At 66.4% G+C, this 19,998-nt stretch carries 19 protein-coding genes; 6 read left to right on the top strand and 13 right to left on the bottom strand.

What is annotated here, in order from left to right; all coding sequences use genetic code 11:
- Positions 1-63: 63 nt before the first annotated feature.
- Positions 64-483 (top strand): type III secretion system chaperone, encoded by a 420-nt coding sequence (locus F0U60_RS23260; RefSeq protein WP_395823426.1) that lies wholly within the window; start codon positions 64-66, stop codon positions 481-483.
- 22 nt (positions 484-505) lie between these two features.
- On the opposite strand, the gene F0U60_RS23255 is transcribed toward F0U60_RS23260, so the two are convergent.
- A complete protein-coding gene (locus tag F0U60_RS23255) occupies positions 506-814 on the bottom strand; it encodes a hypothetical protein (RefSeq protein ID WP_395823424.1) in 309 nt (102 codons plus the stop codon).
- Positions 808-1,185, bottom strand: coding sequence for a hypothetical protein (locus F0U60_RS23250; RefSeq protein ID WP_395823422.1), 378 nt, complete (start codon positions 1,183-1,185; stop codon positions 808-810). The genes F0U60_RS23255 and F0U60_RS23250 overlap by 7 nt, the downstream gene beginning before the upstream one ends.
- 114 nt (positions 1,186-1,299) lie before the next feature.
- Here F0U60_RS23250 and F0U60_RS23245 point away from each other — a divergent pair, with 114 nt between their 5' ends.
- Positions 1,300-2,100 (top strand): DUF4261 domain-containing protein, encoded by an 801-nt coding sequence (locus F0U60_RS23245; RefSeq protein WP_395823420.1) that lies wholly within the window; start codon positions 1,300-1,302, stop codon positions 2,098-2,100.
- A gap of 31 nt (positions 2,101-2,131) precedes the next feature.
- Here the strand turns inward: F0U60_RS23245 and F0U60_RS23240 are convergent, their stop codons facing one another.
- The 4 genes from F0U60_RS23240 to F0U60_RS23225 form a co-directional block, all read right to left on the bottom strand.
- Positions 2,132-3,328 carry a class I SAM-dependent rRNA methyltransferase gene (locus tag F0U60_RS23240; RefSeq protein WP_395823418.1) on the bottom strand — a complete coding sequence of 399 codons (1,197 nt, stop codon included), beginning with the start codon at positions 3,326-3,328 and terminating at the stop codon, positions 2,132-2,134.
- Positions 3,325-4,146, bottom strand: a complete 822-nt coding sequence (locus tag F0U60_RS23235) for an HAD-IIB family hydrolase (protein WP_395823416.1) — start codon at positions 4,144-4,146, stop codon at positions 3,325-3,327. The genes F0U60_RS23240 and F0U60_RS23235 overlap by 4 nt, the downstream gene beginning before the upstream one ends.
- Positions 4,147-4,302: 156 nt before the next feature.
- Positions 4,303-6,186, bottom strand: a complete 1,884-nt coding sequence (locus tag F0U60_RS23230) for a M4 family metallopeptidase (protein WP_395823414.1) — start codon at positions 6,184-6,186, stop codon at positions 4,303-4,305.
- 379 nt (positions 6,187-6,565) lie between these two features.
- Positions 6,566-7,735, bottom strand: coding sequence for a hypothetical protein (locus F0U60_RS23225; protein WP_395823412.1), 1,170 nt, complete (start codon positions 7,733-7,735; stop codon positions 6,566-6,568).
- A 132-nt stretch (positions 7,736-7,867) separates the two neighbouring features.
- On the opposite strand from F0U60_RS23225, the gene corA reads away from it, so the two are divergent.
- The 3 genes from corA (at position 7,868) to F0U60_RS23210 (ending at position 11,345) form a co-directional block, all read left to right on the top strand.
- Complete coding sequence (gene corA, locus F0U60_RS23220; RefSeq protein WP_395823410.1) at positions 7,868-8,812, top strand: magnesium/cobalt transporter CorA; 945 nt, start codon at positions 7,868-7,870, stop codon at positions 8,810-8,812.
- A gap of 16 nt (positions 8,813-8,828) precedes the next feature.
- Entirely contained in the window at positions 8,829-9,611 is a 783-nt protein-coding gene (locus F0U60_RS23215) for an alpha/beta fold hydrolase (protein WP_395823408.1), read from the top strand.
- Between the two features lie 237 nt (positions 9,612-9,848).
- On the top strand, positions 9,849-11,345 hold the full coding sequence (locus F0U60_RS23210; protein WP_395823406.1) for a nitrous oxide reductase family maturation protein NosD: 1,497 nt from the start codon (positions 9,849-9,851) through the stop codon (positions 11,343-11,345).
- Positions 11,346-11,375: 30 nt separating this feature from the next.
- Here the strand turns inward: F0U60_RS23210 and F0U60_RS23205 are convergent, their stop codons facing one another.
- The 5 genes from F0U60_RS23205 to F0U60_RS23185 form a co-directional block, all read right to left on the bottom strand.
- Positions 11,376-11,753, bottom strand: a complete 378-nt coding sequence (locus tag F0U60_RS23205; protein WP_395823404.1) for a hypothetical protein — start codon at positions 11,751-11,753, stop codon at positions 11,376-11,378.
- 45 nt (positions 11,754-11,798) lie between these two features.
- Positions 11,799-12,815 (bottom strand): dipeptidase, encoded by a 1,017-nt coding sequence (locus tag F0U60_RS23200; protein WP_395823402.1) that lies wholly within the window; start codon positions 12,813-12,815, stop codon positions 11,799-11,801.
- A gap of 114 nt (positions 12,816-12,929) precedes the next feature.
- Complete coding sequence (locus F0U60_RS23195) at positions 12,930-13,511, bottom strand: hypothetical protein (protein WP_395823400.1); 582 nt, start codon at positions 13,509-13,511, stop codon at positions 12,930-12,932.
- A gap of 200 nt (positions 13,512-13,711) precedes the next feature.
- A complete protein-coding gene (locus tag F0U60_RS23190) occupies positions 13,712-14,233 on the bottom strand; it encodes a hypothetical protein (RefSeq protein ID WP_395823398.1) in 522 nt (173 codons plus the stop codon).
- Positions 14,234-14,240: 7 nt separating this feature from the next.
- Positions 14,241-14,759, bottom strand: coding sequence for a hypothetical protein (locus F0U60_RS23185; protein ID WP_395823396.1), 519 nt, complete (start codon positions 14,757-14,759; stop codon positions 14,241-14,243).
- Between the two features lie 48 nt (positions 14,760-14,807).
- Here F0U60_RS23185 and F0U60_RS23180 point away from each other — a divergent pair, with 48 nt between their 5' ends.
- On the top strand, positions 14,808-16,853 hold the full coding sequence (locus F0U60_RS23180; RefSeq protein WP_395823394.1) for an ArnT family glycosyltransferase: 2,046 nt from the start codon (positions 14,808-14,810) through the stop codon (positions 16,851-16,853).
- A gap of 17 nt (positions 16,854-16,870) precedes the next feature.
- Here F0U60_RS23180 and F0U60_RS23175 read toward each other — a convergent pair whose 3' ends face one another.
- On the bottom strand, positions 16,871-17,254 hold the full coding sequence (locus F0U60_RS23175; protein WP_395823392.1) for a hypothetical protein: 384 nt from the start codon (positions 17,252-17,254) through the stop codon (positions 16,871-16,873).
- Between the two features lie 181 nt (positions 17,255-17,435).
- Positions 17,436-19,994, bottom strand: a complete 2,559-nt coding sequence (locus F0U60_RS23170; protein WP_395823390.1) for a hypothetical protein — start codon at positions 19,992-19,994, stop codon at positions 17,436-17,438.
- Between the last annotated feature and the right edge of the window lie 4 nt (positions 19,995-19,998).

The following is a 19,998-nucleotide window of genomic DNA, read 5'->3' as shown; positions in this document are numbered from 1 at the left end:
TGCCGGGTGGGCTGCTGCTAACGTGCCCTCGGAAAAACGACGCCTCCTGGAGGCGGAGGACCCATGACCCGCGACGAAGCGCAGCGACTGGTGCAGGCGTTCATGAAGTCCCTCGGGCAGCCGAGCGAAGGCCTCAACCCGCAGGGATTCGGAGGAGCGGTGCTCGGCGAGGCGCAGCTCTACTTCGAGTACCACGCGGACAAACAGGCGCTGGAAGCGAGCGCGCTCGTCTACAAGTTCCGAGATCCCCCCAAACCCGGTGTCCTCGAGGGCTTCCGCGCCGAGGAGAAGGCCGGCACGGACACGGGCGGTGGCGCAGTGGACTACGAGCCCGAGAACAAGAGCCTCTTCCTGAGCCGCACCTACTCCACGGTGCCGCAGGACGCGGCCTTCAAGGAGGACATGCAGCGCCTCACCCAGGCGAGTCTCGTATGGGGCGACGAGGTACTGGACCGCGTGGCCTCACGCGTGTTCAAGCACTGAGGACGAAAGCCTCGGAGCGACGTCAGGTCGCTCCGGCCATTTCCGCCGCGTGCTCCTCGCGAACCCAGGCGTAGTACCGGTCCGTGTTCTCGGGGGTATGGAAGATGAGGGTGAGCGCCAGGCGCTTCTCCTCCCATACCTGTCTCATGATTCCCAGGAACAGGCGACCGTGAAGTTCGCGTTGCTCGGAGAAGGGCACGTCGAAGATCTCCAGGGCCCAGTCACGCCCCGGAAAGTCTCCCTTCGTCGTCCGGTGATCCGTCCACCGCACAGGCCTGCCCCCCACAGCCTCCCTCACCTTCCGTCGAATCGCCTCTCGCTCATTCACCATGTTGTTTCTTCCCCCAGGAGGCGCTGAACGAAGCCCGCAGCAATGTCCACAGCCTCCCTCACCAATTCGACCGTCAAGTCATCCATGACGTAATCCGCTGCCACCCGAAGCTCGGCCAGCCAGCCCAGATCCTTGCTTGCCTGCAAATCGAGCACCCCTACCTCAAATGCGTCTCGAGGCAGAGGGTCATGCAGGAAGTAATATACACCCGGCCTGACTTCGGGAGTAGGGATACCCACTTCATTCATCGCATGCCAGCACGCATGGTAGGCCGCGTAGTACGCACGTGAGGCCACTGCGTTAGGGCACGGCTCCTCAATATCCAGGAGTACGCGCGCTGCTATCAGGTTCTCCCACGCCTTCCGCTCCATCGCCCTTCCCCTCCCACACCACTCATTGCTATCACCCACCTCTGACATGGGCTCGCGCGTCCCCACCCGAGCGGTCATCCGAGGCGCTGCTCTGGCGTGGGGAGAGGAGGATGGATGGGTTTCTTGCGGAAGAAGTCAGTGGACGTGGAGGCGCCAAAGCCGCGGCGCAACGTGGGCCTGGCAATGGTCACGCTCGATCGCGCGAGGCCGCTTCCCGAGGGGGCCCTGCTGGCTTTTCTGCAGGACAACTGGAAGGACCTACCGCGCCCAACGGAGGTCAACCACGAGGGAGACACCCTGAGCTTCGAGCTGGGCGGCGCCATCGTTACCCTCACGCTGATGCGAGTCCCCATTCCGTGGGGAGACTTGGAGGGCCCAGCGCGCGCCGCGTGGCACTGGCCCGAGGCCAAGGAGCGATTGATGGTCCACCTGGGGCACGTCATCGTCGCCGTGCTGGCGCCGGGGATGGACCGCGTCTCGACGATGCTCCTGCTCACCCGGGTGGTGGCCGCAGTGGCCGCCACGGCCGATGCCTCTGGCGTGTACTGGGGCGAGGGCCCGGTGGTGAACGCACCGGAGGACTTTGTCGAGGAGGCCAGACGCACCTCGCGCGAGCGGCTCCCCCTCTACCTGTGGCTCGCCTTCCAGCTCGTGCGCAACCCCGATGGCACCTTCACGCTCTGCACCTCGGGCATGAAGAGCTTCGAGCTCATGGAGCTGGAGTGGGTGGCGTGCCGGACGAAGCCGGCGGAGCTCGTGGACCGAGCCTTCAACTTCGCGCACTACCTGCTGGACCACGGGCCCGTACTGAAGGACGGGGACTCCATCGGCCTGTCAGCGCAGGAGCGCTTCCGAGTCCGGCACCTGCCCTCTGTCGTGGAGCCGTCTCGCACGGTGTACCGGATCGACGTGTGAAACACGCGAGCCCCACGGGCTCGCGCGCCGGTTACACGGACGCCATCACGTAGAACTTCAGGTAGCGGCCCTCGGGGAACTGGAGCCGGATCGGATGGTCCGGCGGCTGGTAGCGCTCCTCCACCATGGCGAGGTCCACCCCCGCCTTGAAGGCCGCCTCCTTCACCGCGCCCAGAAACGCCTCCGGGCCCACGCGCGCCGAGCACGAGGCCGTCGCCAGCAAGCCCCCGGGCCGCAGCAGCCCCAGGGCCTGACGGTTCAGCGAGGCATACCCGTCGATCGCCGCCTGCACCGCCTTCTGGCTCTTCGCGAACGCGGGCGGGTCCAGGATGATCAGATCGAACGTCCGCCCCTCCTCGCGGAAGGACGCCAGCAGCTTGAACACGTCCGCCGCCAGGAAGTCGTACTTCTCCGCCGGCAGCCCGTTGCGCGTGAAGTTCTCTCGCGCCAGCGCCACGGCATCCGGATCCAGGTCCACTGAGAACACGCTCTTGGCCCCACCCAGCGCCGCGTTCACCGAGAACCCGCCGCTGAAGCAGAAGCAGTTGAGCACGTCCCGCCCCTTGGCCAGCCGCCGGATGAGGTAGCGGTTCTCTCGCTGATCCAGGAAGAAGCCCGTCTTCTGCCCGCGCCACGCATCCACGCCGAACTTCGCGCCCCGCTCGAGGATCTCCAACACCTCTGGCGCCTTCTCGCCCCAGAGCATCCGCCCCGAGCCTCGGCCGTCGTCGTCCTCCGCGTCGTCCCGGCCCACCTCGTCTCGGCCGATGAGCCCCTTGAGCTCCGGCACCGCCGCCTTCAGCGCCTCGACGATGAGCCCGCGGTACGGCGTGAGCCCCGCCGAGTACAGCTTCAGCACCGCGTACCGGCCATAGAGGTCCAACACCACGCCCGGCAGCCCATCCCCCTCGCCGTGGATCAACCGGAAGCTGTCCGTGTCGGTCAGGTCGATCAGCGAACGACGCTCGGCCAGCGCCTGCTTCACCCGCTGCGCGAAGAAGGCCGCGTCGATGTTCTGCCGCGGGTTGCGCGTCAGCACGCGCACGGCGATGGCGGAGTGCGGATCGAAATACCCGCGCGCCACGAACTTCCCGTTCTCGGCCAGGTCCACCACGCTGCCGGGGGGAATCTTCGGCACCTTGTCCAGCGCCTTGCGGAAGACCCACGGGTGCCCCGCGCGCAGGTGACGGCCCAGTCCCGGGGCCAGCTCCAGCTTGACGACGTTCACGCTCCGACTCCTCGACGAGGGGCCCTGCGGGCCCGTTGGGCGAGAATGGCGCGGGCCAGCTCCTCGAAGCCCCGCCCCTCCTCCGCCCGAGTGATGAAGGCCGGCGGCGTGTCGATGCGCTCCAGCACCCGCCGCACGTTGGCCACCCCGACACTCAGGGCGAACTCTCCAAACATCGGGGCATCGTTGAAACTATCCCCGGCATACACAAAGCGCTGATCCCCCGGCTCCAGCCGCAGCCCCCAGGCGAGCTTCAGGAAGCGGCGCACCGCCGAGCGCTTGTCAAAGCGGCCCAGCCAGCAGTTGATGTGCACCGACGAGCGCACCGCCGTCACTCCGCGCGACCGCAGCAGCGCTTCAATCCGCTCGGCCCCCTGCTCGCCCAGCCGCGCCTCTTCGTTGTAGTCCACGGCCAGGTCCACCTCGGTGTAGGCGCTGTCCACGGACAGGCGCGCTCCCGGGACCTGCCGCAGCACGGCCGCCACCTCGGCCTCCAACCGCCGCCGGTTTGACTCCCGGACGCGCGGAGACTCGGCGTACACCTTGCGCAGCCTGCCTCCGGACCCCCGCAGGAAGAACAAACCCCCGTTCTCCGCGACGACGCCCTCCACCGGCATCGTGCGCGCCCAGGCCTCGGCCCAGCCCGCCGGGCGTCCGGTCACCAGCACCAGCTTGAGGCCGGCTTCCGACAGGCGCTCGAGCGCCCGCACGGTGGTGGAGCGCATCCGGTGCGCGGTGGTCAGGGTGCCGTCGACATCGGTGAAGACCCCTTCTACCCGGGAGAGGTCCGCGTCGCGCAAGGGTCGGGGGGAAGCCATACGGTCCGCCGCACCTACACCCTTCCCGGCTCCACGGGAAGGCCCGGCTTCACCTCGCGTCGGATTCCGGTGTCTCCCCTCCCGCAAAACGAAACCCCCGGGAGGCGGTGCCTCCCAGGGGCCGTTCAGCTCAGCTCGCGTTCACCGTGCTCGGGACTAGTACGTGCCCTTGATCGAGGTGCTGGAGTAGGAGCTGTAGCCGCGGATCATCACGTGGATGCGGGTGGTCACGGTCTTCGCGGCGACGTTGCACGTCTCGTTGTTGCCGCTCAGGTACGGACGGCAGTCGTACGAGGTCGTGGTCGGCTGCGAGCCCGCCTTCACGTACAGGTCCGCGTCACCCGTGCCGCCGCTCAGGACGAAGGACGACGCCCTGCCGGCCGGGACGTCCAGGTAGTAGTACTTCGCCGAGCTCGCGGCGCCCGAGATGCCGGTGATCGCCACGCCGTTGGTCAGCGGGGTAGACGGAGCGAGCACGCCCACGCCGACCGCCTCCCAGGCCTTGGTCACCGCGGCCTGCTCGGCCGAGCCGGAGCCGTAGAGCGTCGCGGCGGCCGACTCCGTGTACGTCTTCGCCTGGGCGAAGGTGGTGGACGCCGTGAAGAGGTCCGTGTTCGCCTTGTAGAAGATGGCGCCGGCCTTCTGCACGCCGATGCCCGTCACCGCGGTGGTCGTCTTGCCGCGCGGGTGCGTACCGCCCTGGCTCAGCAGGTAGAAGGCCAGGTTGGCGATACCGGAGTTCGAGTGCACGCCGCCGTTGTCGGAGGTGCCCGTGTAGCGCTCGGGGTAGTAGTCGTAGGACGAGCCGTCCTGCGTCGGGTTGTTCATGTAGCGGAGCGCGTCACCCGCGGTGTTCGGCGTCCACACGTCGTCGCCGATCTTCCACACCGCCGCGTCCACGTTCCAGCCCTTCGTCCACGCCTCGCAGTACGCGGCGAAGATGTCGCTCATGCCCTCGTTGAGCGCGCCGGACTCGTTGGAGTAGGTGAGGTTGGACTCGGAGCTGGTCACCGCGTGGGTCAGCTCGTGCACCGTCACGTCCAGCGACTTGCCCAGCGGCGCGGACTGCACGCCATCGCTGTCGCCGTACACCATCTGGGTGCCGTTCCAGAAGGCGTTGGTGTAGCTGGTGCTGTAGTGCACCGTGCTCTTCAGCTGCGCACCCGCGTTGTTGTACGAGTCGCGGTTGAAGTTGGTCTTGTAGCAGTTGTAGGTGGTGCCCAGGTGAGCGTAGTTGTCGTCGATGTGGGTGTCACCGGTGGCCGCGCCCCCCTCGGAGCGCTTGAGGGTACCCGGCAGCGTGGTGCCGTTGTTGGCCGTGTACACCGCGCGGTTGAGCACCGAGTGGATGCCCGTGGCGACGCCCTCGATGGAGCCATCCTGCGCGCTCACGTACACGTGATCCCGGATGGGCAGATCCAGGCCCTCGCCCGTCACCACCACCTCGTAGATCAGCTTCAGCTTGTTGTCCTTGCTGGAGCGCACGTACGCCAGGCGCGGCGCGCCCTCGATCTCCAGGTGGCGGCCCGTGGTGGCGTTCAGGGCGGCGATGCCCGCGGCGCTCGAGTCGATGCGCGCCTTGGCGGGAACCAGCTCGCCGCCACGCGCCGAGCCGTTGGCGGCGTAGATGACGCCTTCGATGTCCTGGTGGACGATGAGCTCGCCACCGATCACCGGCAGCCCGTTCTTCGTCTGGCTGTAGCGGATGTGGGTGTTGCCCTGCTCGTCCGTGCGGATGCTCTTCGTGACGAGATCCGCGGACTCCAGGCGGAACACCGCGGCGATGTTCGACAGCGACGAGCCCGCGGCGAGGCTCTGGGCGCCGCTCAGCCGGCCCTCGATCATGAAGGGAAGACCGTCATCGTGCGAGCCCACGATGCGGGCGGAGGGCAGCGCCGCCAGCGCGGCCTGCACGTCACCGAGGGAGTCAGCGGCCTCGTCGTACTTCTGGGCGCCTTCGGGCAGCTGCGAGTTGTCGGTCTCGCAGGCGGCAAGGGGAAGGGCGAGCAGTGCGGCAGCAAGGAAGCGGGTGCGAACCAAGGGGGGTTCCTCCTGGCCAACGGCGGGTTGCCGGTGGACGCAGAACGACTGAGCAGGAACCGCGCCAACTTCGCAAATCCCGAGAATATGAGCCTTTAGGAATTCCTCTCCATGTCGGATGGAGCGCGGATGTCGCAACCCACATGTTTCCGGATGTAATGGAAGTTTACATGTTCAAAGGAAAACCTTCTGGTTCCAAAGGCTTTCAGGGCATGCGCAGGAGGTGTCCTCATATGGGACAGAGGTGTCCTGATTCATGACAGCCCACCCCACTCTCATACAGAGAGTGTCCGGCGACACACAGCCACATGTATACAGCCGAATGTATACCCTTCAATGGTTTGAGATGCAAACACCTTGGTGCTCGCGCACCCGGCACTCACATCATGTCCAGTCCGGCCAGCAGGGACTGGAGCGTACTGATGAAGGAGTCCAGCTCGGCGCCGGAGAGCTGGGCGAGCGGGAGCTTTCGCGCCTTGCGCAAGAAGCCATCGAGCCGGGGATCGCGCCCGTAGAGGGACTGGGCGCTGGCAGCAGCCTCGGCCAGAGCCCTCGCGGCCCCCGTGGGATCCGTGCTCTTCAGCCCCAGGGCCCGCTCGAGCCGCACGCCGCAGCCCGCCCACACCTCGCGGTCATGGGCGAGGAGCACCTGCCGCTGGTTCACGCTGGAGAGCGAGCGCACGAAGGAGTCCAGCTCCTCCACCAGCGACAACACCTCCTGCTTGCGAGGGGCGTCCTGGATGGCCAGCTTCCCCACCCTACCCCGCAGCTCGATGATGTGCCGCTTGTCCTGCGCGCGTAGGTGCTTGTACGCGGCGGTGCGCCCGAAGGCATCCAGCTCCGTCTGGAGCTGCTGGGCGTTCCACTGCACGTCCTCGGGCTCGGCCTCGCGCACCTTGGACAGCCGCGCCGAGACGATGCGCGACAGATCCGCCACGATGGCCCGCACCATCACCGCCGCCTTCACCTCGGCCTCGTGGCCCGGCACCACCTGCTGCCGCGTCACTGGCCCGAAGGCACTGGCGGACTCGAAGACGAGGTTGCCAATCTGCTCGCGGAAGCGCTCGCGCAGCCGTTGGATCTCCGCCAGCAGCGTCCACCGGTCCGACACGACCGCGGGGTTGCGCATCGTCTCGCCGAGCTGGGTGACGCCGTGGGCGAGCTGCTGCATCCACCCCTGGAGGAGCTCGGAGGCGTCCTTGGCCCGCCGTGCCTCCACGGTAGCCGCCAGGAGCGCCCCGGGGGCCGCCGGCGCGGCTCCCACCGGGCGCGCGGAGAACTGCTCGCGGATGACGTTGAGCAGCCCGTTGACGTCCACCACCGTGTCCCGGATGACGGGGGCCATCTCCTCCCAGAGCGATAGGTCCGGGCTCTCGTCCACGTGAGCTGTTTCGTACTTCAACAAATCCAGATCGCTCAGGCGGGTGATGGCCTGGCTCGCGGCGCCGTAGACCTTGCGCAGTCGCTCGGAGAAGGAGCGATCGGACAGGGATTGGAGCAGCTCTTCGAGCCTGGGAGAGAGAATGGGTGAAGGAGTCGCGGAATCCACGGCGCGCCCACTCTAACGACTCTCACGAGGCGCGTCGCGGACTTCAACTCCCAGAGCGTGTGGATCCTGGCACTTTCCCCGGGGGGCGGGTGCTCGACTTTCGTGGGGCGTGCGGATTAAGCACGCGCGCGCATGCTCCAGGTTCTGCTCCTGAACGAAGGCAAGGTCCTCACCGGCGGTGAGGAGCTTCTCGACCAACCCGGCCCCAAGTGGATCGACGTCGTCCAGCCGACGGAAGACGTGATGAAACGGCTCGGAGATCGCTACGGCCTGCACAAGCTGGCCATCGAGGACTGCCTCCACCTGGACCAGCGACCCAAGCTGGAGGAGTACCCCAATCACCATTTTCTCGTACTGCAAGGATTCACCTCGAAGGACGGGAACGTCTGTGAGCTGACGCTGCATGAGCACCACTTCTTCCTGGCGCCGGACTGGCTCATCAGCGTGCACGAGCTGCCCTTCGAGGGGATGGAGGCAGTGCGTCAGCGAGTGCTGATCGATCCGCAGACGATGATGGGGCGTGGGTTGGACTTCCTGCTGTACCTGCTGGCGGACGCGCTGGTGGACCGGAACTTCCCCATCCTGGATCGCTTCAACGACGAGCTGGAGGATCTGGAGTCGTTGGTCTTCGAGAATCCCCAGCCGGAGCAGTTGCAGCGCGTCTTCGAGATGAAGCGGACGCTGGTGACGCTGCGGCGGGTGCTGTCACCGCAGCGGGACGTGCTGGGCCTGCTGGCCAGGCGCGGCATCCCCAACGTGGGCGAGCGCACGGCGCTGTACTTCCGCGACATCTACGATCACCTGGTGCGGCTGTACGAGCAGATCGACGCGGGGCGGGACTTGTTGGGCAACGTGATGGACGGCTACCTGTCGATGGTGGCCAACCGGACCAACGACATCACCAAGCAGCTCACCATCTTCTCCACCATCTTCCTGCCCCTGTCCTTCATCACGGGCTTTTTCGGACAGAACTTCGACCTCCTGTCGCACTCGGGCTTCTTCTGGTTGATGTTGGTATCGGTGATCGGGCTGCCCGTGTCCTTGTTGTTCTGGTTCAAGAACAAGCAGTGGATTTGAGACCCTGGAGGAGCCCATGCCCACCATCACCATTGAGGGTGTACCCCTGCACTACCGCGACGAAGGCCGCGGGCTGCCGGTGCTGCTGTTCCACGCGTTCCCGTTGAATGGGGACGCCTACGCGAAGCAGGTGAAGGCGCTGTCGGGGCGCTACCGCTTCATCATCCCGGACGTCCGGGGCTTCGGGCAGAGCGGTATGGGCGAGGGCCCCACGGAGATGTCGCGCATCGCCCAGGACGCGCTGGCGCTGCTGGATGCGCTGAAGGTGGAGTCGGCGGTGGTGGGCGGGGTGTCCATGGGGGGGTACGCCAGCATGGCGCTGCTGCGGGAGGACGCGGGGCGCGTGCGAGGACTGGTGCTGGTGGACACGCAGGCCACAGCGGATGACGAGGCGGGTCGCGCAAGGCGGGAGACCTCGGCCCAGGAGGCACTGAGGGAAGGTCCCGAGGCGTCAGTACGAGCGCTGCTGCCGAAGCTGGTGGCGGAGGGACCGGACTCGGAGGTGGGGCGCGAGGTGGCGGCACTCATCCGGACGGCCACGCCCGGGGGGATCGCGGCGGCCCAGCGGGGCATGGCGCTGCGGCCGGACAGCAAGGACATCCTCGCGCGCTACGCAGGGCCCGCGCTGGTGGTGGTGGGCGAGAAGGATCCGGTGACGCCCCTGGAAAAGGCGAAGCAGATAGCGGACCTCATCTCTGGCGCTCGGCTGGAGGTGATTCCGGACGCGGCCCACCTGACCAACCTGGAGCAGCCGGAGAAGTTCAACGCGGTGCTCGACAGCTTCCTGTCGAGCCTCTGAGCCTCCACCCAAGCTCGAAGAGGAGCATCCACGAACACCTTGGACAAAGTCCGAGAGCCCGTGGATGTCCCCTCTCCCTCTGGGAGAGGGCGAGGGTGAGGGTATTTCCCTGATGTGTTGCAATGTGAAGCAGGTGCGCTTCATGCGCACCTCACCGCAGGGCAGCCCCCTTGATGCCGGCGAACCTCGTGACGACCTTCGGCGCTTCGATAAGGGTCGGACAGGGAGGGGCACAGGGTGACGCGAGGATCGGGTCGCGAGGGAAGCCTCAAGGGGACGTGTGGACTGTTCACCTGCCTGCTCTTGCTCGCCTGTGAGCCGGAGCTGCCCGCCACGGACAGGCCCGCCGATGATCAGGCCCCGCAGGTGCTGCAGCCCGCCCCAGAGGAGCCATTACCTCCGGAAGCCTCGCCACCAGAAGCCTCTCCTCCCCAGCCCTCGCCTCCCACTCCCGCGCCCACGCCACCCGCGCCCCCACCCCCGGTGCCCGCGGGCCGCAGCTGGTACGTGAGCACGAAGGGCTCGGACGGCGGCGCGGGCACGCTCGCTGCTCCGTTGCGCACCATCGGCCGAGCGGCGGCGCTCGCGAAGCCGGGCGAAGTCATCCGGGTGCTCCCCGGGGTGTACTCGGAGGAGCTCGTCCTCGAATCGCGAGGCTCGGGCGTCGCCGCCATCACCTTGCGCGGAGAAGGCTCGCCCCGCCCTACCCTCGTTCCGAAGGACAAGGTGCGAAGCGCAGTCATCCGCGTGCAGGGGCGCTGGAACCTGGAGAACCTGCACATCGACGTGGGAGGCGCACGGATGTTCGCCGTCCTCTTCGACGCCAACGCCAACCAATCCATCCTGTCCGGAAGCGAGCTTCATGGAGGGACCTCTGGCGCGGGGGTGTACGTGGAAGGCGCGCGGGATATCACCCTTCAAAACAACACCCTCCACCACTTCATCAAGCCAGGAGATGACGCCCATGGCGTCGTGGTGGTGGGGCCATCACGGAACATTGTCATCCGGTCCAATGACATCCATCACAACTCGGGTGACTCCATCCAATGTCAGGCAGGTACTGCCCCGGCCGAGAGTGTGCTCATCGAGGACAACACGCTGCACGACGAGGGCGAGAATGGGGTGGACATCAAGCAGTGCGTGCGTGTCACCGTGCGAGACAATGTCATCTCCGGGTTTCCCAACACGGCCATCCGCGCGGCCGGCTCGTCGGCCGGGGAAGCAGTGCTCATCCACGCGTCCGCCCGAGAGATCCTCATCCAGGGCAATTCCATCTCCCGAGCGGGCCGCGGTGTCTCCGTCTTGAGCAGCAGCACGCCCGTTGAGAATGTCCGGATCGAGGGCAATCACTTCCGGGACATCCGCAACATCCCCGCGGGCAACGGACACGGCATCCGCATCGCGGGCGCCAAGAACGTGAAGGTGACAGACAACATCCTCGAGAACACGGCCAGCTACGGGCTGATGCTGGCCGCCGATGGCGGGGTGGTCACCGGACTCGAGGTCAGGAACAACTTCCTGCGAGGAGGCACACAACCGCTCCTCCTCCGGCTGGGGGCCGAGCGCTTCCGCCCAGGGCTCGTGCAGCGGGAGAACCACTACGCCCGCGGGGGCGTCCTGAAAGCCGATGGCGAGAACTTCCCCGGAGAGCAGCTCACCGTCTCGTCTCCGGAGAAGCTAGAGGTGTGGCGACAGGTGCTCGGGGTGGACCAGGGGGCCACCGTGCTGGAGTAGGTCCCCGCGAGCAGCCCGCCTGGAGTCAGCTCACGGCTGGCAGTTGGCGAAGCCGCCGCTCTCGGTGCACGTGGTGCACGTCCTGGACTGCACCAGGACGCCCATGCGGCACTCCAGGATGGCCTTGCCATCGGCCGTGCACAGGCCACGGCCCTCGGCGGACGCCGCGCACGCATCCCCCGCGACGTTGCCGCGCATGTCGCAGGTGATGGAATCACCGGACTCATTGCACCCCGAGGCGCCCCTGCAGGGCAGCTCGCGCCACACCTTATCGCGGCACTCGAGGGCCGCCTCCTCCGAGGCGCACATGTAGCCCGCTCCCTCGCACGAGTCACCCGCCTTGGTGCCACAAGCGGAGAGCAGGAGGGAGCCGATCAGCAACGAGAACAGGATGGGGGGGCGGTTCATCACGGCGCCGACGATTCCAGGCGCCGCGAGTCCGGTCAACCCATGTCACGCCCCGAGCGTCTCGCGGAAGTACCTTCGGAAGTTGTCCCCGAGGATGCGCTCCACGAGCGCCTCCGGGTGACGGCGCAGCAGCACCTCGGTGAGCTTGGGCAGGTCCGTCACGTCGCGGATGCCCTTGGGCATGGCCACCATGCCGTCGTAGTCCGAGCCGAGCCCCACGCCCGCCTCGCCCATCACGTTCAGTGCGTGCTCGATGTGCCGGACGACATCGTCGATGGCATCTCCGCCCAGGTACACGGGGGCGAAGATGATGCCCACCACCCCGCCCCTGTCCGCGATGCGGCGCAGCACCTCGTCCGAGAGGTTGCGCCAGCCACCGCCCGCCCCGCGCACGCCCGTGTGCGAGGAGAAGATGCGCGCAGTGGGGTGCGCCAAGATGTCCTCCAGCGTCCGCTCCGAGGCATGGGCCACGTCCACACTCATGCCCACTCGGGCCATCTCCTCCAGCACCGCCTGGCCCAGCGGAGACAGGGGCCGGTTGCCCATCAACGGGAAGGAGGAGCCTCCCGCCTCATTGTTGGACAAGTGGGTGAGGCCCATGAAGCGCACGCCCCGCTGGTACAGCTCGGCCACGCGCTCCACCCGACCCTCGATGGCGTGAGCACCCTCGATGCCAATCACCGCCGACAGCCGTCCCTCGGCGAGGTTCTCCTCCAGCGCCTTCCCCGTGGTGGTGATACGCACCTGCTCGTTGGAGCGGCGGCAGAACTCGGCCAGCCGGTCCACCTGCCACAGGGCGCGCGTCCACTCGTTGGCGCGGGCCTCCCGGGGCCAGCCCCGCAGGGTGGCGAAGGCCTCGAAGCCTCCGATGAAGGGAAAGCCGCGGGTCACCACGGTGAAGCACTGCAACTTCACCCCCACCTCGAGCAGGCGGGGGAAGTCCACGTGGCCCTCGTCGGAGCGCTCGCAGAGATCCCTGTTCCACATCAACGAGTCCGCGTGCCCATCCGCAATGCACCAGCGCTTGTGAAGCTCGAGCACGTCACGCGTCGTCAGAGCCATGACACCAGTCTCGGGCCTCCGCCGCGCCATCACAAGCGTTCCGACAGAGCCCCTGTCATAAAGCAACGGCCCCCGCCCGGAGGCGGAGGCCGCGTCCCCACGACGTGCGCGGGATTACTTCTTCTGCTTGCCCGGGTGCTGCGCGCTCTGCTTCGTCACGTCGATGCTGCGCAGGACCATCTGGCCGTTAGCATCCGTCTGGTAGGAGGCACGGACCTCGTCACCGGGCTTCAGGTCGGACAGGGACACCGGCTTGTCGTCCCGGGTCACCTGGACCTGCTGATTCGCCTGGAAGCTCATCACCTGGTTGTTCTTGTCCGGGACGATCAGCGAGAGGCTGCTGGCGGACGCGGACTTGATGGTGCCCTTCACCTCCTCGGCCTTGACGTTGGCGTCGGAGTTGGCCGTGCCGCTCCCACCAATGGCCTCGTCACGCTGCTCAGCGGCCTGCTCCTGCTCGGCCTGAGCCAGGTCCTTCTGCTCCTCGTTCAGGTCCTGCTGCGCCTCGTTCACATCCTTCTGGGCATCCTGGCGCGTCTCGGCGACCTCGGTGTTCACGTTGTGCTGCGCCTGCCCCAGCTCGCTCTGGGCCTCGGCCACGTCCTCGCGCTCCGACTGGACCTGGCTCTTCTGCTGGCAGCCCGTCACGAGACCCAGCCCCGCCACCGCCGCCACCGCAATCATGAGCTTCCGCATGTCGACCGCTCCTTTCAGTTCCCAACCCGGGAGGTCTCTCCCGGCGTGTGGCAGGAAACTGGTGGCCGGCCCTGCGGCTGCACAGCCTTGTCTGAGCGAGTGAGCGGATACAGGGGGACCGACCTGGATGCAGGACGCTCGGGCGCCTGCCTGCTGAAAACGGGAAGGATTTCGCGGACTTCCCCGTATTGCCCTCGGGTTCAGGTCCCCGAGTCCGGGGTCCCGCCGTCATTGCACAGAGGGGCACCGCCGGCTGCCCACCGGTCGATGAGCAAGCGCTCTTCTTCCGTGGGCTCGGGGAGACCTCTCCGGGGGGGTGGCATGTCGCGGTAGGTGACGACGCGCGCATGGATGCGGGGCGCCATCAGCTTCGCTCCGGCCACTCCCCCGTCGGCCTCGTACAGGTCCAACCGGAAGTCCGACCGGCCATTGCTCCCTGTCGTGTCCGCGCCATGGCACGAAGACACGCAGTTGGCCGCGAGGATGGGTTGAATGTCCTGGCACCAGGTGGGCACCCGCCCATCGTTGGGGTCGGAGACACCGGGGGCGTTGAGCACCTCGCAGGTGCGCCCCACGCCCGGACGTGCCGCGACACAGGTATAGGACTTGGGGCAATCGGCGATGGACTCGCACGACTTGCCGGAGAAGTCGGGGGCCTCGATGGTGCAGCCGGCGACCGCGGCAGCGCAGAGGCCCAGCAGGCTCAGATGGATGCGGTTCATGGGTGCCCTACGGAGTACCACCATCGGAGCAGAGGGGAGTACCGCCAGCGATCCAGCGCGTGAGGAGCTCCCGCTGGGCCTCCGAGGGAGCGGGGACGCCCGCGTCCGCGGGAGGCATCGTCTGTTGATCCACAGCGCGGGCCTTGATGCGCGGGGCCATGTCCCGGGCACCAAGCACCCCACCACTGGCCTCGTACATATCCAACCGGAAGTTCGAGTACCCACTGCCCGTCGTGTCCGCGCCATGGCACGAGGACACGCAGCTGGCCGCGAGGACGGGCCGGATGTCCTGGCACCAGGTGGGCACCGGCCCGGCATCAGGAGTGCCCGCGTCACTCTCCTGCGGGCGAGGCGGATACATCACCTCGCAGGAGCCCTGGCCCGCGGAGACCGTCACGCAGCGGTAGGAATCGGGGCACTCGGAGTCGTCCGAGCAGGCATGCCCCGGCCCGGCATTCTCGGAGATGAAGCAGCCGGCGGCCGCCAGGACGCAGACGGGCACCAGGGATTTCAGGAGGACGCGCATGGAGAAGAGTCCCTCGAAGTGAGGGGGGAGATAGTATGCGAAGAACCCATGGACGCACCGCCGCCCTGGCATCGGCACATTCCAGACGCCCTCTGTGTGAGCGCCATCCTCCTCACGGGGATGCTCGCGCTCCTGCCCGGGCTGGATCATCCGGGCATCCACAACTGGGATGAGGCCATCCACCTGGTCGTCTCGCGCGGCTTGATGGAGACGCCGCTCCGACCCCACGTCTACGCCGAGCCGTTCCACGGCCCAGCCATTGACGACTGGATCAACGGAGGGCTCTGGCTCCACAAGCCCATGGGCTCCCTGTGGTTCGCGGCGCTCTGCATGCACCTGGTGGGGGTCGGCACGGGGGCGGCCCGCTTCGGCTCCGTGCTCGGGATGCTGTCCGCGGCGCTGGGCGTCTTCTTCCTCATGCGCACGGCCGCCGGGCGCTTCTGGTCCACACTCGCCGCCTGCGCGCTGCTCACCCTCCCCTTCACCTACGAGCTCACCCAGGGCTTCATGTTCGGGGACCTGACCGACACCACGCTCGCGGGCTGTCTCGCGCTGGCGATGGTGCTGCTCGTCGCGTCCATCCGGCGTGACTCGCTCCGGCTCGCGGCGCTCGCGGGGATCGCCGTGGGCCTCGGCTACCTGTGCAAGAGCGCGCTCGCCCTGACACCGGTGGGCGTGGCGGGGGTGCTGACCGCGGGCCGATTGCTCGGACTCACCCCCGGCCCCAAGCCACGTCAGCTCGCCCTCCTCCTCGTATGCGCCGCCGCGGTGGCGCTCCCATGGTCGCTCTACGCGCAGCACGCCTACCCCGAGCTCTGGTCCATCGAGTCACACGTCACCCGGAGCCACCTGTTCCCGGACGAGGCCCGGAGCAACCCGTCCATCGTCATGTGGATCCGCCCGATCGACGCGATCTTCAATGAGATCCACATGCGCACCCTGGAGCCCTTCCCGGTGGCGCTGTCGCTGCTCGCCGGGCTCTGGCTCCTCTACCGAGCGCTGCGCACCCGCGAGCTCGAGCTCCTCGCGGTGGCGCTGTGGCTGTGGCCCACCTGGCTCGTCCTCTCGCTCGCGGCGGCGAAGGTCCCGGCGACGAGCTGGGGCGCAGTGACGGCGGTGTTCTGCGCGCTGGCGCTGCTCCTGCGGGACAGCATCCGCCGCCCGGTGCTCGCGGCCGCGGTGGTGGGCGCGCTCTCCACCCCTTTCCTGCTCCCGAGGCTGGCCTTCCTCAAACCCCTTCGCACCCGGCTGCCGGACGCGCTCGCCCAGACCCGGACCGACTACGGGCTCTTCGAGGGCCTCTGTCTCACGCTCGCACTGGTGCTCGTCGTGGGCGTCCTGCTCCTCATCCCTCGCATCCGCCGACACCTCTCGCTCGGGCTCGGAGTGGCGTGCAGCGCGTTCGCGCTCTACTTCCTCGTCCCGCGCACCGTGCTTGCACACCAGAAGATGCGCGCGGCCAAACTCGACGTCGGCGAACGGACGAGCACGAAGGAAGCGGGACTCGCCGCGGCGAAGCTCCTCCCAGAGAAGGCGATTGTCTGGATGAACATCCAGACGGACGCGCCGGAGCAGTTCGAGCAGCACAACTTCATGTTCTGGAGCGGCCGGATGGCGTTCAAGGGCAGCCCACGGTTGGACTGGGGGCAGACCCAAGGCTACCGGCACTACCTCGCCTCACCGGCCGCCGAGCCCTTCGCACCGCTGGACGTGCCGGCCGGCTCGGCACTGCGCCTGTACGATCTCTCCACGCCCGCGCCGCTCCCGGACCTGCCACCCGGAGCACAACGCCTGGACGTGGAGACCGTCAACGTACGGGTGAAGGGCGTGGCATTCGTCCGCACCGGGCAGACACGTGACCGGTGGGCCTTCTACGTCGCGCCGCGCGGCGAGCCAGCCACCCTCTCCGTCACGTTCCACCTCAAGGGCGGCTTACGCCAGACGATGCTCCTCACGCCGGAGGCCTCCCTCCGAAACCGGACGACCCTGAAGGACACGGCGTGGTTCATCATCCCCGTCCTGGGCCCGAAGGCAGACGAGGTGGAGAAGCTCGAGTTGCCCGGGATGAAGGCCCCGGTCGCGCTCGGGGGCTGACCTCCTCCTGTTCTGACTCAGAAGCGGAACGTGAGACTTGCCTTCTCGGCCGCGGGCTCCGGGAGCAACTCCAGCACGAGCCCATAGACGACCGTGACCCCCGCCACGGCGTAGAGCACGTTGGCGGTGGCGGCATGGGCGCGGGCCCGATCGAGCGCGGCGGTGGACTCGCGCGCCGAGGAGAGGGTCCGAGCGCGATTCGACTCCCCCTGGGCGAGGTAGCCGAAACCAGCGCCCCCGAGGAGCAACACGCCCCCGGCGACGAAGGCATACCGGTGACCGTAGAGACCCGAGGGAGCCCGCGCGGGGGCATCCGGGGCGCGGGGGGACTCTGCAGCGGCGGGCAGCCCGAGCGTCAGCACCAGTGCGGAGGCCACGAGCCTGCTTCGAACGAAGAACATGCCCCCGAGTATAGCGAGAGGTGGCGGAAGCGAGGGATTTGGGTGCGTGCCGGGCACGCAGCCGGACGACCCCCCACCCACGCCGAGCTCCGTGGGCTTGAGGAGACTGGCGGCACGCTCCCACGCTCCGCCCTGACGCACGGAGGCATCACGCCGAAACGTACACCCTTCGACAGCCTGCTCATTCTCGCTCTTCTTTGCCTTTGATGCGCTTCATCAGCACGGGCGCGGACATGTCTGCCTTGGAGATGTAGCCCTTGGGTTGCCCATCGGGGCCCTTATCCAGTGAGGCGTTCCGGGCGTATTCGGCGGATCCAGCAAAGAAACACTTGAATGTGTCCGGCTGGTGGACAGCCGAGGGACAAAGAATGCTCGCGTAGAGATCCTCGAGCGTCTTGAGAGGCCCGAATGCATTGATACGCAACCGGAAGTACTTCTGGACCCAATCGAGCTGCGTGAGCTCGGACATCCCAGCCAATTCGTCCAATGTTAGCGGCTTCTTCTTCCGTTCAGGATCTTCCTCATTCCGGTTGAGATCCTTCACGGCGACTGGCGTGAATTGGATGAGACCCACCGCATTCTTGTTGTTATAGGCCCGCTTGCTGGCACTGAAGGTATAGTCCGTTTCGTGGGCCATGCACACCATCAGGTCATCTGCACTGATTTCCAGATCGGCGCATATGGCCTTCACCTTCATTCGGAACTCCGGCGAAACCAATTTCCCGAACAACAGCGTACCGGCGACATTGCGCGGCTCATCGCCGATGAACAGAGAGGCCTTTTCAACCTCCACATTCAAGGCCTTTCCTTTGTTATCCAGAACATAGGCATCCAAGCGGAACTTCCCCTTGCCCAGGAGCCTCTGGACAGCGTCAGTGCTTTTGATGCGAGCCGAGAACTGACCTTGGGGATCACTCAGCCCTCCCTTGCTCTTGTTCTTGGGAATGTCGTACCAGAACCTCACGGCTGTCAGCAGAATGGGCTCATCAAGCCCCGTCATGATTTCGTAGGCACGAAAAGCGATCGCGGTGCCATCGCCCTTCCCATTGGGAATGTGCTGAGCACGGCACTTCGCCTGAATATATGACGTCTCCTCCGTGAGCTTGACGACGTTCATCCTCACATCGCTGAGCTTGGGAACACACTCATAGGGGAAGGGCGCCATCTCAGGAGGCGCGACTGTGTCCCCCCACAGCTTTGCTTCGGGCTTGGTGAGCTTCCCCCGGATACTCACCTTCTGACCAAGGAGTTGCTTGTCCGCCAGGGGAACGAGCGCTTCATGAATCCTGGGGTTGTTGGCCGAGGGCTTCACCTTGAGCTTCACGAGTTCCTTCTCACCCAGCTCGTCGTAGATGGAGAAGGAGGGGGCCGCGTCCTTCCAGTACTGGATATCTCCCACGAGCTTGAAGGCAAGGCGCAGCTGGTTGCCTTGCACGCCAGCAGTCACCTCTCCGAAATGGGGAGTCCGCGACGGACGCAGCTTCAGCTCCATGGAAGCGATGGCGGTTGCCAGCTCCTTCGGCGACTTCTGCGTCTTCGACACCTTCTTCCCCTTCCCAGGAGTGGGGGGCTCGAGCCAGAGCTCGTCGTCGTCGAAGGGAAAAAAATTCTTTTCGTCGTAATCCAGAACCGCGCTGACGGGCACATAGGTCTCGCTCCCCGTCAGCGTCTTGGGGATCCTCAACAGAGCGAAGAGCTTCTGGCTCTCATCCCTCAAGGTGAGGTCGGAGTTGAACAACTCCAGGAACCAATTCGATTTGGACGCCTCCGCCTCGGTCGGCCGTGTGACGGGATTCATCACATGGACCGGCGCGTCGGGAGCGAGTGGCTGGTGTACCCAGAGCGAAAGCTCGAGCGGCAGAGAGAAGCCCGGAGCCAGGTTCTTCACCTTCGCGACCACATCCCCCACCACATTTCCCATCTGGGAGATGTCGAAGCCTTCCAGCTCCGGTTTTGGGAACGAGATGGCCTTGGCTTTCTCCCAAACGAGGTACTTCTCCTTCTTTCCATCCTTCTCGTCGATGATCTCGAGCCGGAGAGTATAGGTGTAGAGCTTCTGGTTCACGTCAAGATAGGTTAGCAGGAACCTCCCGTCGCTTTCCGCACAGCCCGCGCGCCAGCTCTTGCTATCGTCGTGATCGTCAGCGTCCCATTCGAAGACGGTATAGGTCGAATCCGACTGTCCCGTCTTGAAGACAGAAAGCTTGAGCACAGTGTCCTTGAACCTGCTGCTGACCTTCGGCTTGAGCTCGATCTCCTGCCCCAATAGGACCTCGAGGGACTTCCCGTCCGTGGGGTTCAGCGGACTGAACTCCAGCGGATTGTCGAACCGCGCCACGGCCCCCCCCACCGGCCACTCCGTCGCGAACGGAAAGTCCGGAATAACGCTCAGGTCGACCGTTCCCGTGCCAAAGAAGCCCGACTCGATGGCATCCACCTCCAGTTCGATCGAGCAGCGGTTACCTTCGAGCTGCATGGGAACGCTGCTGACATCCGACGGCCGCGGCTTACCGAAGGCGTTCGCCTTCACGATGACACGACATGTCGTGCCTTCTGGCAGGTTCTGGTGCGTGCCCACCATCTTGATCTTGTACGTGCGTCCGCTCCCCTGAAAGGAGGCCAGCTTGAGGTCGAGCGTGATCGGAGGCACGGCGATGAGACGGAAGACGCCCTCCGAGCCTGGCTCGATCTTCAGCTCAAAAGCCTTCTGATTGGGCTGGGGCTGAACTGTCGTTGGCATCTCG

The organism is Archangium minus, assembly GCF_044360475.1.
In the GTDB taxonomy this organism is placed as follows: domain Bacteria; phylum Myxococcota; class Myxococcia; order Myxococcales; family Myxococcaceae; genus Archangium; species Archangium minus.
Note: the sequence above shows the minus strand (reverse complement) of the source record. Positions and strands in the feature narration are given on the sequence as shown.

Excerpts from the sequence above, each read along its gene's own strand:
- F0U60_RS23170 (WP_395823390.1), bottom strand. The coding sequence starts at position 19,994 with ATGCCAACGACAGTTCAGCCCCAGCCCAATCAGAAGGCTTTTGAGCTG.
- F0U60_RS23195 (WP_395823400.1), bottom strand. The coding sequence starts at position 13,511 with ATGCGGAAGCTCATGATTGCGGTGGCGGCGGTGGCGGGGCTGGGTCTC.
- F0U60_RS23235 (WP_395823416.1), bottom strand. The coding sequence starts at position 4,146 with ATGGCTTCCCCCCGACCCTTGCGCGACGCGGACCTCTCCCGGGTAGAA.
- F0U60_RS23215 (WP_395823408.1), top strand. The coding sequence starts at position 8,829 with ATGCCCACCATCACCATTGAGGGTGTACCCCTGCACTACCGCGACGAA.
- F0U60_RS23180 (WP_395823394.1), top strand. The coding sequence starts at position 14,808 with ATGGACGCACCGCCGCCCTGGCATCGGCACATTCCAGACGCCCTCTGT.
- F0U60_RS23255 (WP_395823424.1), bottom strand. The coding sequence starts at position 814 with ATGGTGAATGAGCGAGAGGCGATTCGACGGAAGGTGAGGGAGGCTGTG.
- corA (WP_395823410.1), top strand. The coding sequence starts at position 7,868 with ATGCTCCAGGTTCTGCTCCTGAACGAAGGCAAGGTCCTCACCGGCGGT.
- F0U60_RS23205 (WP_395823404.1), bottom strand. The coding sequence starts at position 11,753 with ATGAACCGCCCCCCCATCCTGTTCTCGTTGCTGATCGGCTCCCTCCTG.
- F0U60_RS23250 (WP_395823422.1), bottom strand. The coding sequence starts at position 1,185 with ATGGAGCGGAAGGCGTGGGAGAACCTGATAGCAGCGCGCGTACTCCTG.
- F0U60_RS23200 (WP_395823402.1), bottom strand. The coding sequence starts at position 12,815 with ATGGCTCTGACGACGCGTGACGTGCTCGAGCTTCACAAGCGCTGGTGC.
- F0U60_RS23245 (WP_395823420.1), top strand. The coding sequence starts at position 1,300 with ATGGGTTTCTTGCGGAAGAAGTCAGTGGACGTGGAGGCGCCAAAGCCG.
- F0U60_RS23190 (WP_395823398.1), bottom strand. The coding sequence starts at position 14,233 with ATGAACCGCATCCATCTGAGCCTGCTGGGCCTCTGCGCTGCCGCGGTC.
- F0U60_RS23260 (WP_395823426.1), top strand. The coding sequence starts at position 64 with ATGACCCGCGACGAAGCGCAGCGACTGGTGCAGGCGTTCATGAAGTCC.
- F0U60_RS23175 (WP_395823392.1), bottom strand. The coding sequence starts at position 17,254 with ATGTTCTTCGTTCGAAGCAGGCTCGTGGCCTCCGCACTGGTGCTGACG.
- F0U60_RS23185 (WP_395823396.1), bottom strand. The coding sequence starts at position 14,759 with ATGCGCGTCCTCCTGAAATCCCTGGTGCCCGTCTGCGTCCTGGCGGCC.